At 67.2% G+C, this 16,748-nt stretch carries 11 protein-coding genes; 3 read left to right on the top strand and 8 right to left on the bottom strand.

Annotated elements, in window-relative coordinates; genetic code table 11:
* Window positions 1–40: 40 nt before the first annotated feature.
* Together F7D09_RS02275 and nagE are read right to left on the bottom strand one after the other, a co-directional pair.
* Window positions 41–547 (bottom strand): PTS sugar transporter subunit IIA, encoded by a 507-nt coding sequence (locus tag F7D09_RS02275; protein WP_152233814.1) that lies wholly within the window; start codon window positions 545–547, stop codon window positions 41–43.
* The gene (gene nagE, locus F7D09_RS02270) at window positions 544–2,091 is read right to left on the bottom strand and encodes an N-acetylglucosamine-specific PTS transporter subunit IIBC (protein ID WP_152233813.1); all 1,548 of its coding nucleotides are present in this window, start codon (window positions 2,089–2,091) and stop codon (window positions 544–546) included. The genes F7D09_RS02275 and nagE overlap by 4 nt, the downstream gene beginning before the upstream one ends.
* A 525-nt stretch (window positions 2,092–2,616) precedes the next feature.
* Between nagE and F7D09_RS02265 the strand changes: the two genes are divergently transcribed.
* The 3 genes from F7D09_RS02265 (at window position 2,617) to F7D09_RS02255 (ending at window position 6,584) form a co-directional block, all read left to right on the top strand.
* A complete protein-coding gene (locus F7D09_RS02265; protein WP_152233812.1) occupies window positions 2,617–3,930 on the top strand; it encodes a homoserine dehydrogenase in 1,314 nt (437 codons plus the stop codon).
* 112 nt (window positions 3,931–4,042) lie between these two features.
* Window positions 4,043–5,041 carry a homoserine kinase gene (gene thrB / locus F7D09_RS02260; protein ID WP_152233811.1) on the top strand — a complete coding sequence of 333 codons (999 nt, stop codon included), beginning with the start codon at window positions 4,043–4,045 and terminating at the stop codon, window positions 5,039–5,041.
* A gap of 97 nt (window positions 5,042–5,138) precedes the next feature.
* Entirely contained in the window at window positions 5,139–6,584 is a 1,446-nt protein-coding gene (locus F7D09_RS02255) for a Maf family protein (protein ID WP_152233810.1), read from the top strand.
* Between the two features lie 368 nt (window positions 6,585–6,952).
* On the opposite strand, the gene F7D09_RS02250 is transcribed toward F7D09_RS02255, so the two are convergent.
* The 6 genes from F7D09_RS02250 to gnpA all read right to left on the bottom strand — a co-directional run bounded on the left by F7D09_RS02250 (window position 6,953) and on the right by gnpA (window position 16,557).
* Window positions 6,953–8,584, bottom strand: coding sequence for a diaminopimelate decarboxylase family protein (locus tag F7D09_RS02250; protein WP_152233809.1), 1,632 nt, complete (start codon window positions 8,582–8,584; stop codon window positions 6,953–6,955).
* 129 nt (window positions 8,585–8,713) lie between these two features.
* Entirely contained in the window at window positions 8,714–9,118 is a 405-nt protein-coding gene (locus F7D09_RS02245) for a hypothetical protein (protein ID WP_152233808.1), read from the bottom strand.
* Window positions 9,119–9,802: 684 nt separating this feature from the next.
* The gene (gene argS, locus F7D09_RS02240; protein WP_152233807.1) at window positions 9,803–11,632 is read right to left on the bottom strand and encodes an arginine--tRNA ligase; all 1,830 of its coding nucleotides are present in this window, start codon (window positions 11,630–11,632) and stop codon (window positions 9,803–9,805) included.
* Between the two features lie 282 nt (window positions 11,633–11,914).
* On the bottom strand, window positions 11,915–13,309 hold the full coding sequence (locus F7D09_RS11340) for a glycerophosphodiester phosphodiesterase (RefSeq protein ID WP_226835871.1): 1,395 nt from the start codon (window positions 13,307–13,309) through the stop codon (window positions 11,915–11,917).
* Between the two features lie 229 nt (window positions 13,310–13,538).
* A complete protein-coding gene (locus F7D09_RS02230) occupies window positions 13,539–13,928 on the bottom strand; it encodes a Rid family detoxifying hydrolase (RefSeq protein WP_152233806.1) in 390 nt (129 codons plus the stop codon).
* 376 nt (window positions 13,929–14,304) lie between these two features.
* Window positions 14,305–16,557 (bottom strand): 1,3-beta-galactosyl-N-acetylhexosamine phosphorylase, encoded by a 2,253-nt coding sequence (gene gnpA, locus F7D09_RS02225; protein ID WP_152233805.1) that lies wholly within the window; start codon window positions 16,555–16,557, stop codon window positions 14,305–14,307.
* Window positions 16,558–16,748 lie beyond the last annotated feature (191 nt).

Raw genomic sequence — 16,748 nt, 5'->3', positions numbered from 1 at the left:
CCCTTGTGCGGTTGTGTTGCTAGATCAGCCTAGCGGTGGATCACTTGGTGGTCATCGTGCCGACCTGCGCACCGGTCGCCACGGCGCCGGTGGCGGTGATCGACAGGTTGTCGATCAGAGCCGGGTTGGTGAACACGACGATCACGTCGGTGGGCTTGCCGGCCGCCTTGATCGCGGCCCAGTCCACATCCACCAGCGGATCGCCGGCGTTGACGGCCTGACCCTGCGCCACGTGCATGGTGAACGGGGCGCCGTGCAGCTGCACGGTGTCCACGCCGATGTGCACGAGCACCTCCACACCGGACGGCGTGGTGATGCCGACAGCGTGCTTGGCGTCGGCGACCGTCGTGATCTTGCCGGAGACCGGGGCCGTCACGAGTCCGCTCGTCGGGACCACGGCGAATCCATCGCCGAGGATCTTGGAAGCGAACGTCTCATCGGGCACTTCGGAGATCGGCTTGATCGCGCCGTCCACAGGGGCGAGGATCGCGTTATCGGCGACCTTCGGCGTGGACTTCGGTGCGGCAGCGACAGGGGCTGCCGTCACGCTTTTGGGTTACCACCACCGAGGACCGGCTTGCCGTGAATCTCGCCCATGGCGTCGGCCACGGCCTGGACCTGGGTGCCGACGACGACCTGGACGTTCTTCTTGTCGATGACCTTGACGCCGGGGACGCCGGTCTTCTTGATGGCTTCGACGTTGACCTTGGAGGAGTCCTTGACGCCCATGCGCAGACGGGTGACGCAGTTCTCGATCTCGACCACGTTGTCGTGGCCGCCGAGGGCCGCGTACAGGGCGTTGGCCAGGTCGACGTACTTGTCGCCGGTCGCGGTGGTCGCGGTGTCGAAGGCGGCGTTGCCGGCATCGGACTCGTCTTCATCGCCACGGCCCGGGGTCTTCAGGTTGAACTTCTTGATCATGAAGTCGAACACGAAGTAGTAGATGACCGCGAACACGAGGCCCTGGACGATCAGCATGTACGGCATGTGAGCCTGCGGCACGCGCAGCGACAGGAACCAATCGATGAAGCCTGCGGAGAAGTTGAAGCCTGCGATCCACTGGAACGAAGCGGCGATGAACACCGAGATGGCGGTGAGGAACGCGTGCACGACGTACAGCGGGAAGGCGGCGAACATGAAGGAGAACTCCAGAGGCTCGGTCACACCGGTGAGGAAGGCGGAGATACCGCCGGCCAGCATCAGGGAGCCGACAGCCTTCTTGTTCTCAGGCTTGGCGTTCTTGTAGATGGCGAACGCGCCAGCCGGCAGGCCGAACATCATGATCGGGAAGAAGCCGGCCTGGTAGATGCCGGTGACATACACGCCGAACGGGTGGAAGCCGCCGGTGGCGAGGGTCGCGCCCTCACCGGACCAGAACTTGGTGATGTCGTCGATGCCGGCCAGGTTGAACCAGAACACGTTGTTCAGCGCGTGGTGCAGACCGGTCGGGATGAGCAGACGGTTGAAGAAGGCGTAGATGCCGGCGCCGAGAGCGCCCATGCCCATGATGGACTCACCGAACCAGACAAGCGCGCCGTAGACGGCCGGCCACACGAAGAGCAGGACCAGCGAGACGACGGACATGAGAGCCGCGGTCAGAATCGGCACGCAACGGCGGCCGGAGAAGAACGCGAGGAAGTCAGGCAGCTTGGTCTTGCCGAACTTGTTATACAGGGCGCCTGCAACGCAGCCGACCAGGATGCCGAAGAACACGTTCTTGTTGCCGATGGCGCCCGGGGCGAATGCCGGGTGCTCAGCGGCGAACTTGGTGGCGTCGGAGGCGTCCCAGCCCATGAACATGGCCGAGGAGCCCATGATGGTGGTGACGGTCAGGAAACCGACCAGTGCGGACAGTGCCGAAGCGCCGTCCTTGTCGCGGGCCATGCCGATGGCGACACCAACGGCGAAGAGCAGGCCCAGATTATCGAGGATCGCGGAGCCGGTCTTGCACAGGTAGGCTGCGACGACGTTGCCGCCACCCCAACCGCTCGGGTCGATCCAGTAACCAATGCCCAGGAAGAGTGCCGCGGCAGGCAAGCACGCAACGGGCAGCATAAGAGCGCGACCAAGGCGCTGGATATATGCTTTCATTCCAACCTCCCTCTGAGGATACGGGCGGCGATTCCTTCGCCAACATTCCCGATTCGCGTACCGCTCCTTCATTGGATTGGGCTGCTCACGGGTAGATCAGCAACGCCGCTTCAATGAACAATGGTACGTTACTTTCACGGTACCCACCCGCCATTTCGTTAAGTTTCTTAGCAAAATAAGCCCGTAACATGGGTGGAGTATATGCCCTGAAGGTTTCAAATCATTGGGTTTTCAGTGGTTCGGCGGCACTTGGGTTTATTTGTAAATGTTGTTTACATCGGCGTGTCGAAAGGGTGAAGACAACGTTTCCGGCCGACTGTGTCCGGCATGTTCCGCGAAACGGCGTCCCGACGTGACCATCGTGTGACATTCATGTGACATTTGACGACGCCGGACACACCATGATCCGGCGGCGCCGGCGTGTCGGATTCCCTCCGTAGGATGGTGACGGAACGTGGCCGCGGCCGGCTTGGCAGGGACGGCGCGACACGCGTGGACGAAGACCTTATATATAGGAGGAACCCCGTGGCACAGCTGAACGAATCCCCCATCCGCATCGGACTGCTGGGTGCCGGAACCGTCGGATCGCAGACCGCCCGCCTGCTGGTGGAGCAGAAGGACGAGCTCGAGGCCCGCATCGGCCGGCCGATCGAACTGGTGGGCGTCGCCTGCCTGAACCCCGACGAGGTCGATTTCCCGTGGATCGACAAGTCGCTGCTCACCAGCGACACGATGAAGGTCGCCACCAACGCCGACATCGTCATCGAGCTGATCGGCGGCACCACCGTGGCGCGCACGTTCGTGCTGGCCGCGCTCAACGCCGGCGCGTCCGTCGTCACCGCCAACAAGGCGCTGCTCGCCAAGTACGGCCCGGAGATCTACAAGGCGGCCGAAGCCAACGGCGTCGACATCTACTTCGAGGCGGCCGTGGGCGGCGCGATCCCGATCGTGCGCCCCCTGCGCGAGTCGCTCGTCGGCGACCGGATCACCAGTATGCTCGGCATCGTCAACGGCACCACCAACTACATCCTCGACGAGATGACCACCAAGGGCCTCGACTTCGACGTGGCGCTCAAGGACGCGCAGGCCAAGGGCTACGCCGAGGCCGACCCGACCGGCGACATCGAAGGCTACGACGCGGCGAACAAGGCGGCCATCATGGCCACGCTCGCCTTCCACACCAACGTGAGCATCGACGACGTGACCGTCGAGGGCATCACCAAGATCACCGCCGACGACATCGCCGCAGCCACCGCCGAGCACAAGGTCGTCAAGCTGCTCGCCGTCGTCGAGAACGGCGAGGCCGGCGTCTCCGCGCGCGTCTACCCGGCGCTCATCGACGAAAACCACCCGCTCGCCTCCGTGCACGGCTCGTTCAACGCCGTGTTCGTCAAGGCCGAGGCCGCCGACGACCTCATGTTCTACGGCCGCGGCGCAGGCGGCGCGCCGACCGCCTCCGCCGTGGTCGGCGACGTGGTCACCGAGGCCCGCCACATCGCATCCGGCTGCACCGGACCGTCCATCCCCATGTACAAGAACCTGCCGCACGCGCCGATCAACGCCTCCAAGGCCGCGTTCGCCGTGCGCTTCCTCATCCACGACAAGCCGGGCGTGCTGGCCGCCATCGCACGCGAGTTCGCCGACCACGGCGTCTCCATCAACGGCGTGAACCAGGACCTCAAGCCCACACTCAACGACCCCGGATACGACGGCGAGATCCAGCAGCTGCGCATCGTCACCCACCTGACCGACGAGGAGACGCTGCACAAGACCGTCTCCGCCGTGTGCAAGCTCGATTTCGTCACCGGAGAGCCGTCGATCCTGCGCGTGCTCGACTGACCGGCGGACAGCCAGCCCCGACAATGACTGACGGTCGGCTCCCCGCGCCAGGCAGACGCCACGCGCGGGGAGCCGACCGGTTTTTCTACGAAGAGAAGACAGAAGGATAGATATGGAACCGATCTGCAGGCAGGTCCACGTCCGCGTGCCGGCCACGAGCGCCAATCTGGGCTCCGGCTTCGACACGATCGGCCTGGCGCTCGACTATCACGACGAGCTGACGTTCACGCTCAGCAGCGACCCGTCGAACCGGGCCGCGCAGGTGTTCATCCAAGGCGAAGGCGAGGACACGCTGCCGCGCGACGAGACGCACCTCGTCGTCTCCACGTTCCGCAAGGCCTGCCAGACCTTCGGCCTGGGCAAAGTCGGCTTCATCATGGACGCGCACAACAACATCCCGCAGGCGCGCGGCATGGGATCGTCAGCCGAGGCGATCGTGGCCGGCATCGCCGCCGCCGCCGCGTTCGCGCAGGACGGCGACCTCAACCGCGACTCCGTGTTCGAACTGGCCGCCGCCATCGAAGGTCACCCGGACAACGTGGCGCCCGCCGTGTACGGCGGCATGACCGCCTCCTGGAACTTCGACACCGCGGAAGGCGTCGGCTCCGTGCCGATCCCCGGCGGAGAGCCGCTGCACGGCGGCTTCCACACGGTCAAGTACGTGGTCGCACCCGCCGTCACAGCCGCCGTGTTCGTGCCGGACTACGAACTGTCCACGCAGAAGGCCCGTCAGGCGCTGCCCGCCGAGGTCGCCCACCGCGACGCCGTGTTCAACGTGTCGCGCGTGGCGCTCATGGCCGCCGCCATGAACCCGGCCGCGCTGGCCGCCGGCGAGGACCCGAACGCGCTGCTGTACACCGCCACGCAGGACCGACTGCACCAGCCGTACCGCAAGGGGCTCATGGAGCCCTCGTGGCGGCTCATCGAACGGTTCCGCGCGCGCGGCTTCGCGGCCGCCGTCTCCGGCGCCGGCCCCTGCGTGCTCGTGCTGCACCACGGCGACGCCGCCGACCAGATCAACGAGATCGCGGCCGAGGAGCTGGCGTCCGGCCACTGGAAGGTGCTGCACCTGCCCATCGACACGCGCGGCGTCTCGGTGGAGCGCCGGTAGCCGGTCCCGACGACGTCGGCGTGACGACGGCACGGAGCCGTCGCCGCACGCAATCGTCACATCAGACCATCACATCAGACAAGCGGAAAGGTGAGTCATGTCCATTCCGGTGATACTCGCATCCAAGTCGAAGCCGCGCCGCGACGTGCTGTACGCGGCCGGCATCTGCCCCACCATCCGCGTCTCGCACGTGGACGAGCCGGCGGCGCTCGAAGCCGCGGCCGCGCAGGCCGGCACCGGCGTCGACGCGCTGAGCGTCGAACAGCGTGTGACGACCCTCGCCACGGCGAAGGCGCAGGCCGTGCACCAGGCGTACCGCGAGGTCGCCGCGGCGTCGGCGGCGGCGAGCGGTGAACGCGTGATCGCCTATCCGCTGCAGGCCAAGGAACTGCAGGGCGAGATGGACGACGACGCCGGCTCCGAAGCGGCCGCGGCCGTCAACGGGCCGATCGACTACTCGTCGGCGCCCGTCGCCACCACACGCGACTTCTCGCACGTCACCATCCCCACCGTCACCGAGCCGATCCGCAACGTCGTGGCCATGCAGCCGGGGCTCACGCGGGCCGAGGTCGGGCCGCTCATCGTCGGCTGCGACTCGATGTTCCTGCTCGACGGCGTCTGCTACGGCAAGCCGCACAACGCCGATGTGGCGCGCGAACGGCTGCGTCGCATGAGCGGGGCGACCGGCGAGCTGTGGACCGGCCACTGCGTCATCGACTTCGCGTCCGGCCGCGTGGTGAGCGCCGCCAGCAAGGCGGTCGTGCGGTTCGGCAAGTTCGACGACCGCGACATCGAACGGTACATCGCCACCGGCGAACCGCTGGAAGTGGCCGGCTCGTTCACGCTGGAAGGGTTCGGCGGCGCGTTCATCGACGGCATCGACGGCGACCCGCACGGCGTGATCGGCATCTCGCTGCCGCTGCTGCGCCGGCTGGTCGGCGAGCTGGGCGTCGCGTGGACCGACCTGTGGAACGTGGCGCCCGGCGAAAGCCTGCCCGGCGTGCTCGACGCGGACGGCAAGGAGCTGCCGCCCAAGGAGAACGTGCACCAGCCGGGCGACGGCTGGATCGACTGCGCGTGCGGGCGCAAACATTGGGGCACGAACGGGGCGTCCGGCGTGCTGCTCGCGCGTCGCGACCCGGCGACCGGGCGCGTCACGCACGTGGTGATGCAGCATCGGGCCGCATGGTCGGCCGAAGGCGGCACGTGGGGCATCCCCGGCGGGGCGACGGCCGACGGCGAATCGCCGATTGAAGGCGCGCTGCGCGAAAGCTACGAGGAGGCGAACATCACGCCAGCCGACATCGAAGTGGTCGGCTCATACCGCGAGGACCACGGGCCGTGGGCCTACACGACGGTCTTCGCCTTCGAGAAGCCGGGGCACAAGGTCGAGCCACGCGCGAACGACGACGAGAGCATGGAGATCTGCTGGGTGCCGATCGACGACGTGCCGAACCGCAGGCTCTTGACCGCCATGAAGACCGACTGGCCGCGCTTCGCCGCGCGCCTCGACGCCATCGCCGCCGCGCATCGCGGGCGGTGAGACTGGGCGCCGGTCGCATTCACATGGTACGTGCGACCGGCGCGTCATTTCTTGTATACGACACGATCAGGCCATACATGCCTCCATTGTTGGCTTCCGCCCGTCTGTCCGAGGCATCGGCGCCTTACGGACCTCTCTTTCCAGACGAACTGGAGCCGACGATGAGGACGCTCGCCGGCAACGGCCTTGTTCACGGCATATTCCGTATTCTTAGGTCTCCGGTGTCGTCAGCGCATGCGCAAGATGCTCATAACAACGCTTATAACGCCATTGTTGAGGGGCGAAACCCCCGATGTGCGCGACGCTGTTCCTAAGAATACGGATTACCCTCCAAGACAGACCGATTCGACCCGGCCTGCCGGATTCGCTCAGCCCTGATCGAGGGCGAGCAGGTCGTCGATGGTCTGACGGCGGAGCATCACGTGCGCGCCGGATTCGCTGACCGCCACGACCGCGGGGATGAGCGCCTGATTGTAGTTGCTCGCCATCGTGCGGCCGTATGCGCCGGTGACCGGCACGGCGAGGATATCGCCGCGGTGCAGGTCGGCGGGCAGACGGTCTTCGTGCACGATGATGTCGCCGGATTCGCAGTGCATGCCGACCACGCGCACGAGCATCGTCTCGTCGCCGCCGCGGCGGTTCGCGAGCCGCGCCGTGTAGTTCGCGCCGTACAGGGCCGGGCGGATGTTGTCGCTCATGCCGCCGTCGACCGACACATAGGTGCGGGTCGAGATCGGGTTGCCGGCGCTGTCCTTCGAGTCGGTCAGGTGCACCGGCTTGATGGTGCCCACGCGGTACAGGGTGACACCGGCCGGGGCGACGATCCAGCGGCCGGGTTCGAAGCTGATCGCCGGCGCGGGCATGCCAAGCGCGCGGTTGATGGCGGTGACCGCATCGGCGAGACGACCCAGCTCCACGTCGATGTCCATCGAATCCTCGCCGTCCGTGTACGCCACGGAGTAGCCGCCGCCAAGGTCGACCTCGGGCAGCGTGTAGGCGTCGGTCGCGTAGAAGGTCTTGCGCAGGAGCATCATGCGGCGGGCCGCCTGGATGAAGGCGTCGGCGTCATGGATGTTGGAGCCGATATGCGAGTGGATGCCGACCAGTTCCAGATCGTCACCGAGCGCGGCGATCGACTTGAGCACGGCGATGGCCGGGCCGTCGGCCACGGTCTCCATGGCGGCGGCGAGCGCCTTGTCCGTGTCGGAGACCTCCTCGTGGCTCAGGTCGTACGGGTATTTGACATCGTACTGGAGCTTGCGTTCATGCGGGGCCGGGGTGGTGGAGGCCGCGTCGGCGGGCTGCCGTTCGGCGATGCGCGCGTTGGTCGCCGCCGGGGTCACATCGGCGAGGTCGCCGAGCACGTCGAGCACGCTCGCGTCGGCGTCGGCCGGCAACAGCGGCACGCCGAACTTCTGGTCCTCGTGCGCGGTGGAGATGTATTCGTGGCCGCCCGCGTGGATGCCCGCGGTGACGCGCAGCATGACGCGCGCCCGCTTGCCGAGGCGGCGGGCGATGACGGCGATGCGGGCGGGTTCGTCCGGCTCGTCGACGACGATCTTGGCGAAGCCCTGTTCGATGGCGAGCGCGATCTCGTCATCCGACTTGTTGTTGCCGTGCAATACAAGGCGCCGGCCGGGGACGCCGGCGGCGAGCGCGATGCGCATCTCGCCCATCGTGCAGGTGTCGACGTACATGCCGGCTACGGTGACGAGGCGGACGATCTCCTTGGACAGGAACGCCTTGCCGGCGAAGCTCACATGCGTGGTGGATGTGTTGAACGCGGTCGCGGCGGCGCGGACGAAATGCCGTGCGCGCGCGTCCACCTCGTCGGTGTCGATGAGGTACAGCGGCGAGCCGAACTCGTCGAGCAGCGATTCGGCGGTTCGCCCGTGGAACGTGAGTGCGCCGGTTTCGGGGTCGACGGCAGTGGCCGCCGGCCAGATGGGGGTGACGCCGTGCTGTGACGTGGCGGCGGTGTGTGCGGATGATGCGGTCATGATGGCTCTTTCGCTTGTTGGGACCTGCGTGTTCTTCTGGCTATTGTGCCATTGTGCCAGAACCGGGGCCGCGCTACCATCATGCGCCCATAAGACAGACCGGCTATGGCTGACGGTTGCCGCAGGACGTCACTGCGAGCCGAGTCCGATGGCCATCAGCGCCATGAACGGCAGGTCGGCGATCAGCATCAACGTCAGATCCGGCCGGCGCATACGGCGGGCGAGCTGCCGGCAGGCCGCATCGTGCAGGCTGCGGCCAAGACGATGACGGTCCGCCATGAGGCTTGCGGCGCGGCGGGTCACCGTCACCAGCACGGCGCAGATGAGCCACCACAGCGGCCATGTCCATTGGAATATGACGGCCATCCAAGCGCAGGCAGGCAACGCCACGACCATCCAGGCAATCAGCGCCGCTGGTGTAAGCAGGCCGAGCAGCCCGGTCAGTCGGGCATGGTCAACCCGTTCGGCCGCACGGTCGAGGAAGCCGTTGACGTGCTTGCGGAGGGTATGCAGCATCCGTCCGAAGGCCTGCATATCGGCACGCTCCTTTCGCCGGCCCTTGCGGTGAGGGCTTCGCTGCCTCATCCGAGTCGGTTTCGGCTTGAATACGGGCCTATTCCGGAGTAGGCGGGCATTGTGCGGAGTATCACCGCGTTCAGTGCATGTTGCACTGTTGGAAAACCGCCATTTTCCAACAGCGGATGATGGGACCCATCACCGTCTACTCGCACCGATGCCCGCCTACTCCGGAATGCGGTCGAAAACAGGCTGATGTAAAGGGGCCAAGACTCTGTGTCGGGATAGTCCGCGGCAAGACCACCCTCAGTCTCGCTACGCGAGCCAGCTCCCGCCAGCGGGAGCGAAACACCGCAGAAGACACCGACCCCCGCCAGCAGACCTTATGATCCGCTCCCGCTGGCGGGGGCTGTCAGCGACAGCTGACTGGGGGTGGCCCATCTGGCGAAATGCCGGGCTGATGCTGGAGACCACCCTCAGTCTCGCTACGCGAGCCAGCTCCCGCCAGCGGGAGCGAAACACCGCAGAAGACACCAATCCGCACCACCGCCTTCACACCCGCCCCCGCCGGCGGGGCTGTCAGCGACAGCTGACTGGGGGTGGTCACATGCCGCAGGCGATGCCGCACCGGCGCCCCCCAGTCAGCTCCGCTACCGGCCCTGTCGAGGGGCCGAGCAACGGGACGGCGACGGCCAAAGGCCGTCACATCTTATCGGGAGCGGTGACTCCGAGCAAGTCGAGGCCGCACGCGATGACTGCCTGCACCGCGTCGTTGAGCTTGAGTCGGGCGGCGGCACGGGCCGGCTCCGGGGCCTTGGCGATGCGCAGCGCCTCGAGGGCGGCCGCATCATCCGTGCGCTCCTCCGGCTCGGTGAGCTCCATCGGCACGACGCGCTCCACGTTGTACCACTTGTGGTAGGTGGCGGCGAGGTCCTCAAGGTAGCGGGCGACCTTGTGCGGGGCGCGCTGGTCGCCGGCCAGAGACAGCGTTGCCGGCCACTGGGCGAGCGCGGCGAGCACCTCGCCGTCCGCCTCGGTGTCGAGCAGGCTCAGGTCGGCGCCGTCCGTGGTGACACCGGCGGCGGCCGCGTTGCGGTCCACGTTGCAGGAGCGGGCGTGTGCGTACTGCACGTAGTAGACCGGGTTGTCGTTGGTGTGCGACGCGAGCAGGTTGAGGTCGATGTCGACCGGCGTGTTGTAGTCGGTGCGGGCGAGCGAGTAACGGGCCGCGTCCACGCCGACCGCATCGACCAGATCGTCGATGGTGACGACGTTGCCGGCGCGCTTGGACATGCGCACGGCCTTGCCGTCCTTCATCACATTGACGAGCTGGCCGATGAGGATCTGCATGTTCTCGCCCGGCTTGTCGCCGAACGCGGCGCACATGGCCATCATACGGCCGATGTAGCCGTGGTGGTCGGCACCGAGCATGTAGATGGCCACGTCGGCCGGGTCGTGCTCGCGGTGGCGCTTGTTCCAGTAGTAGGCGATGTCGGCGGCGAAGTAGGCGAACTCGCCGTTCGACTTGATGATGACGCGGTCCTTGTCGTCGCCGTGCTTGGTGGATTCGAACCAGGTGGCGCCGTCCTTTTCGTAGATGTCGCCGCGTTCGCGCAGGGCGGCGATGGCCTTGTCGACCTCGCCGTCCGTGTACAGGCTGTTCTCGTGGAACCACACGTCGAAGTGGACGCGGAAGTCCTTCATGGACTTGCGGATCTCGTCGAACATCATCGGCACGGCGCGCTTGCGGAACTCCTCGCGCAGTTCGGAGTCCGACTCGCCGACCGGCTCGCCGTCGGCGTTGAGGCCCTGGTCCTCGTGGCTCAGCGCGGTCAGGTCCACACCGTCGGCCTTGGCTTCGGCCTCGACGCGGCGGGCGATCTCGTCGATGTACGCGCCCTTGTAGCCGTCGAACGGAGTTTCGGTCTGGTAGCCCTTGTCGCCGAGGTCGAAGGCGCGCGCCCATGCGGCGACGAGGGACTTGGCGAAGCGGTTGATCTGCTCGCCGTGGTCGTTGAAGTAGTATTCGCGCACGACCTTGGCGCCGTTGGCCTCAAGCACGCGGGCCATCGAGTCGCCGGTCGCGGCCCAGCGGGTGCCGCCGATGTGGATCGGTCCGGTCGGGTTGGCGGAGACGAATTCGAGGTTCAGCGTCTTGCCGGACAGATGCGTGTTGCGGCCGTAGTTCACGCCTTCGGCGAGCACCTTATCGACCACGGCGGCGGCGGACGCGGAATCGAGCGTGATGTTGATGAAGCCGGGGCCGGCCACTTCGACGGACTTGATGCCGTCGGCGGCGGTCAGCTCGGCGGCGAACAGCTCGGCGAGGTCGCGCGGCTTCATGCCGGCCTTCTTGGCCAGCTGCATGGCCGCGTTCGACGCCCAGTCGCCATGTGCGCGATCCTTGGGGCGCATGACGGTCAGCTTGGTGACGTCGGGAATCAGGTCGTCGGTCAGGACGCCGGCTTTTCCGGCGGCGACCAGGGAATGGGCAATTTGCGAAATCAGTTCGCTCAACGCTTCAGGACTCATTCTTCCCAGTGTACCGGCCGCGCTGACAGTCGCCGCCGACGTCCTTCTGCCGGCGCTGGCATTGTCGCGGCACCGTCATGCGCGCCGTCAGAGCACGTCACGCGGGCCGCCCGTCCCGCGTGACGTGGTGCTTGTATTCCCTGAGATTTCAGGGGTTTTCAACCGTGCGTCACGTGGGACGGGCGGCCCACGTGACACGATGAGGCATCTCGGCGGAAGGCAGTGGGGAAGGCCGCACAGAATGCCGCGGGGAAGGCCGCGGGGCGCAGGATATGCGAATGGTTACGCGGATGCGTGGTCGGCGGCAGCGTCGATGTCGTCCTCGTCGGCGAACTGCTCGGGCAGCCCGGTGTCGTCGTACCCTTTGCAGGCGCGGCACAACGGCGCGATGTCCTCGCCCAGCAGGCCGCTGACGCCGTGCCGCAGCATCGTGCGGGCCTCGGTGAACGAGATGACCGCGCCGACGTACACCGGCAGCCCCCGCGACCGCGCGGTGCGCAGCAGGGTCGCGGTGACATCGTGGTCGCGGAACACCACGAAGTCGGCGGTCGCGCGCGAGAAGCCGGGTCCAGACCGCGGATCGGCGGGCATGCGGCGCGGGCAAGGCGAACGGCGCGCGGAATCCGCGGCCGTGCGCGTCGACATCCCGCGAACGCCGTCAGCGGCGGTCGTGCGCACGCGATGGCCGCGATCGTATCGCCCGCCGCGCTCACGCCAGCCGGTCAGTCCGGGATTGCCGCTCGCGCACAGGCCCACATGCCAGCCGGGCCGCACCTGCCGGATCACGCCGACCGCCTCGGGGTTCGCGGACATCAGCATGAGCGCGCCGTCGTAGCGCGTCTCGTCGATGACCTGCGCGACCGCTTCGGCGAGTTTGCGGGCGTGGCGGGCGTCGGTTTTCATGTCGAGCAGCAGGCCGAAACGGTGCGACTGCGACGGCTGCCGGACGGCGGGCGCGGAACCTGCGACGGCCCGCACGAAACCTGCGGCGGCGGCCTGCGCGGCGCCCGAACGGCCGGCAACAGCCCGACCGACAACGCTGCTGCCAGTGACGCCGCTGCCGCCGGCACGCACGCCGGATGGGACGTCCGTCTGACCGACGTGCGTTGGCGTGCGGGCGGCGTCGACGACATGCTGCGTACGCCCGGCCCCGCCCTGCGCATGTGCGGACGCGCTGCCGACGCGGGGGACGTCGCCCGTGCCGCCGGCGCGTTCGGCGTTCGCCCGGGACGCTTCGATCAGTGCCTGCCGCAGCGTGGGCACTTGGAACATGATGCCGTGCTGGCGCATGTGCAACCGTTCCAGCTGGGCCAGGGTCAGGCTGTTGACGAGCACGTTGCGGCCGCCGGCGTTGAGTCGTCCGGTGAACCGGTCGTGGAAGATGACGGGAATGCCGTCGCGGGTGAGCCGCACGTCGACCTCCGCATAGTCGGCGCCGTTGCGGCCGGCCGCGCGGATGGCGGCCAGCGAGTTTTCGGGGGCGTGTCGGGCGTCGCCGCGGTGTGCGATGACAATCGGCCGGTGCAGCGGCGATGTGCCGTCGAGCACGGTCAGCGCCCATCTGGTGGCGAACACGGCTCCGGCCACCAAGCCGACGACCATGGCCAGACTCGTCACCGCCGCGACGACGATGGCGGCGACGCCGGTGGCGGAGCCCGGATCACGGTACTGCTTCATCCTGCGCACTGTCGGCACCTCTCATTCTGCTCGTCATGCTCGCACGCACTGTCCGTACGTACTGTCTGTACTTTCCGATCGGACCGTGCGGGGATGGCCGCGACCAGCGAATCGGCGGCGTATGCCACACCATCGGTCCATTCGTGGAACAGTGTAGAGTGGCGACGGCGAGCCGGCAGTCATCCGAAAGTCGGATATTCACCGGGCGGCGACGTTGCCAGGCGCCCGTTTACAGTGCGGCGATGGCGTCGATCTCGACGAGCGCGCCCTTGGGGATGTCGTTGCCGCCGAACGCGACGCGCGCCGGCTTGACGGAGCCGATGAACACCTCGGCGTAGCGGGCGTCGACCTCCTTGAAGTCCTCGACGTTCTTCAGGTAGATCGTGGCGCGCACCACGTGTTCGATGCCGGTGCCGGCCGCGTCGAGGATGCACTTGATGTTCTTCAGCGCCTGCGCGGCCTGCTCGCCCGCGGTCTCGCCGGCCAGTTCGCCGGTGGACGGGTCGATGCCCAGCTGGCCGGAGACGAACACGAAGCCGTTGGCCTTGACCGCCTGGCTGTAGGCGCCCAGCGCCGCGGGGGCCTCCGACGTGGCCACGCCTTCCATCTTCTCGCTCATGATTCCTCGCTTTCCGCCCCTGCCGTGGGTGGGCGGGGCTGTTGACTTACGCACGACCGTGCGGTTCCGGCGCACGATACGCCTTGTTCTGCACTATAGGCCGCTTCGCCCGCGGCGCGGCGCCCGGCGTCCGCACTGCGTACGCCGGCCATTGCGGCACGCACCGCCCATACAACGGCACAGGGCTGTCACAGCGGGTATCTACCCGCTGTGACAGCCCTGTGAATTCCGCGGTTTTTCAACGATTCCGCGTCTCCGTCACAACGGGTAGGTACCCGCTGTGACATGAGAGCGGCGGCGTGAACGCGTGATCAGCCGGTCAGGCGACCGGCCTGCGCGGTCAACCAACCCGGCGCGATCAACCGACCCGGCGCGATCAGATGGTGCGCCAGGCGATGCCGCTCTGCTCCAGGTCGAAGTGCTCGACCGTGCCGTCGGGCAGCGCCACGTCGGTGGACTGCGGCTCGGCGGTGTTGTTGATCACGCAGTACTGCTTCGCCTCGGGGAAGACGGCGACCTCGCACTCCGGGTTGGTGGAGCTGTAGGCCGCGTACTTGTCCTCGTTGTGGCTCGCGTAGAACAGGATGCGCTCGAGCAGTCGCGCGTTGGCGGCCGAGTAGGGCAGGCCGGACACGTACACGCCGCGGCCCTTGCCGTACTCGTTGACCGCCAGCTGCACCTGACCGCCGTCCGCGCGCAGCAGCGTCACGTCCTCATTGATCGGGAACGTGTTCGCGATCGGCTCGCCGAAGTCGATGCCGCCGAGCGGCTCGATGCCCTGGCCGCCGCCGCAGCCGGAGAGCGGCGCACGGTAGCCGGCCTTCTCCCACGCCTCGCGGGCCGCGGGGTCCACGTGCACGTCGGCGGTGATGAAGTGCTCCGGCGTGACGGTCGGGAAGTACTTGTCCACGGACAGCGTCTGGTAACGCTCCTCGTCGACGCCCAGCACGTCGGCCAGCTGGAAGAAGCGGCCCTGAGCCCACTGGGAGCTCGGCTCGCCGACGCCCACGAACGCGCCGCCGCCGCGCACCCAGGCGCGCAGCGTCTCGACCAGCTTCGGCTCGTCGGTCCACACGGAACCGCCGGAGAACGCGGTGTCGACCGGGCCGCCGTTGATGATCACGTCGATGTCGTCGTCCACGCCGTGCTCGAGCACGTCGTCGAAGCTGATGAACCGCACGTTCACGCGCATGCCCGACAGCGCCTCGAGGATGCCGTAGTACGAGTACGTCTGCTTGTTCGGCAGCGCATGCGCGACGGTGAACGCCATCCAGGAGCGCATCTTGCCCCAGGAGTTGAGGATCGCCACGTTGAGCTCGCCTTCGGCCGGCTTGCCGTCGGTGCGGTCGTGGATGTCACGGAACTCGTTCGCGATGTGGGTGACGGTGTCCACGAACTTCGGGAACTTGGCCGCGAGCGACAGGTAGCCGCCGTAGCCCATGCGCGACAGCGGGGAGCGCAGGATGGCGCGGCGGGCCTTGCGCCAGTTGTCGAGGCCCTCGATGCTCGGGTCGTTGCCCTCGTAGAACGTGTCGGGGAAGAAGTACGGCAGGAAGCGGCCCTCGGTGTAGCGCACGCCGGGGATGTCCGCGATCATGCGCGTCGTGGTGCCGTCGCCGACGGAGCCGACGACCGCGTCAAGGCCGAGGTCCTCGAAGCCGTCCTTGTACGGCTCGGTGCCGATCCACTGGTCGCCGAGGAACATCATCGCCTCCTTGCCGGCCTCGTGCGACATGGCGGCGAGCTTCTTCACGTTCGCCCGCACGAAGCCCGACAGGAAGTCGATCCAGTCGCGCTGCGCCTTGCGCGGCACACGCCACGCCGAGTTGTAGGAGCCGCCGTCCACGAAGTCCTCCGGGCGCAGGCGGTAGCCGTACTGCTTCTCGAAGTCGTCGAGCGCGGCCGGCGAGACCGTGCACGCGCAGCCGAACCAGTCGACGATCTTCTCGCGGTGCTTCGGATCGAACAGCAGCGTGAACTGGTAGAAGAACGTGGTGAAGCGGACCACATCCACCTGCGGGTTGTCCTTGAGCCACTTCGCGAACGTGTCGAACACGAACTGGCGGGTCGCCGGATGGTAGATGTCGAACGGGATCTCATGCTCCTTGTCACCCCAGTCATTGGTGAGGTGGTTGTACATCTCGACCGGATCCCAGATGATGTACGCGAGGAACGACGCGGTGTACTCGTGCATCGGCGTCACGCCGGACACGTGCACGGTGTCGGAGTCCGGGTCCAGCGTCCACTGCTCGGCGGGCACCACGGCGCCGGTCGTGCGGTCGACGACCTCCCAGTACTTGTGCGGGTCGGCGTCGCGGTTCGGCTTGAGCTGCTCGTCGAAGAAGCCGTCCATGAGCGGAATGTCGACCGAGTCGGACTCGGCCAGCACGCGGTTGGTCAGCAGGTAGACCTGCGGGGTCTCGTCCATGTGCAGCGTGATCCACTCGTTGTGCGCACGGGTCGGGAAGTACGCGCTGTAGATGCGCTTGCCCAGAGCCTGCACCGCCTCGTCAAGCTGGGTTCCGTCCGAGTTGCGGATCGCGTCGGCGCCCCACAGCTGAGCGAGCTCCGCGGTCTTCTCCGCGAAGTTCGACTCGCTCGGAATCGTAAAACGACCAGAAGTAGACATCAATGTTCCTTTCTGTGTTCTGGAACGTTCCGTTGTGTTGTTTTCGGTGCCGTCGCGGTCGCGGCGGCAGGTTCTGTTCCATCGTACGCGGCGGTGGTGCCGCGCGCACGAAGCCGGGGCTGCGTTTCCAGCCCCGGCTGTGTGTACCGTCGGCGTGTCAGCGGCCGGCCTGTCCGGGATGACGGGGGCTG

This window comes from Bifidobacterium leontopitheci, from assembly GCF_009193355.1.
Lineage (GTDB): Bacteria > Actinomycetota > Actinomycetes > Actinomycetales > Bifidobacteriaceae > Bifidobacterium > Bifidobacterium leontopitheci.
This window is presented reverse-complemented; position numbering and strand designations above follow the sequence as displayed.

What these genes read in the sequence shown, in the direction of transcription:
- F7D09_RS02245 (WP_152233808.1), bottom strand. Translation starts at nt 9,118, where the DNA reads ATGCAGGCCTTCGGACGGATGCTGCATACCCTCCGCAAGCACGTCAAC.
- argS (WP_152233807.1), bottom strand. Translation starts at nt 11,632, where the DNA reads ATGAGTCCTGAAGCGTTGAGCGAACTGATTTCGCAAATTGCCCATTCC.
- F7D09_RS11340 (WP_226835871.1), bottom strand. Translation starts at nt 13,309, where the DNA reads ATGAAGCAGTACCGTGATCCGGGCTCCGCCACCGGCGTCGCCGCCATC.
- thrB (WP_152233811.1), top strand. Translation starts at nt 4,043, where the DNA reads ATGGAACCGATCTGCAGGCAGGTCCACGTCCGCGTGCCGGCCACGAGC.
- F7D09_RS02230 (WP_152233806.1), bottom strand. Translation starts at nt 13,928, where the DNA reads ATGAGCGAGAAGATGGAAGGCGTGGCCACGTCGGAGGCCCCCGCGGCG.
- nagE (WP_152233813.1), bottom strand. Translation starts at nt 2,091, where the DNA reads ATGAAAGCATATATCCAGCGCCTTGGTCGCGCTCTTATGCTGCCCGTT.
- F7D09_RS02250 (WP_152233809.1), bottom strand. Translation starts at nt 8,584, where the DNA reads ATGACCGCATCATCCGCACACACCGCCGCCACGTCACAGCACGGCGTC.
- F7D09_RS02255 (WP_152233810.1), top strand. Translation starts at nt 5,139, where the DNA reads ATGTCCATTCCGGTGATACTCGCATCCAAGTCGAAGCCGCGCCGCGAC.
- gnpA (WP_152233805.1), bottom strand. Translation starts at nt 16,557, where the DNA reads ATGTCTACTTCTGGTCGTTTTACGATTCCGAGCGAGTCGAACTTCGCG.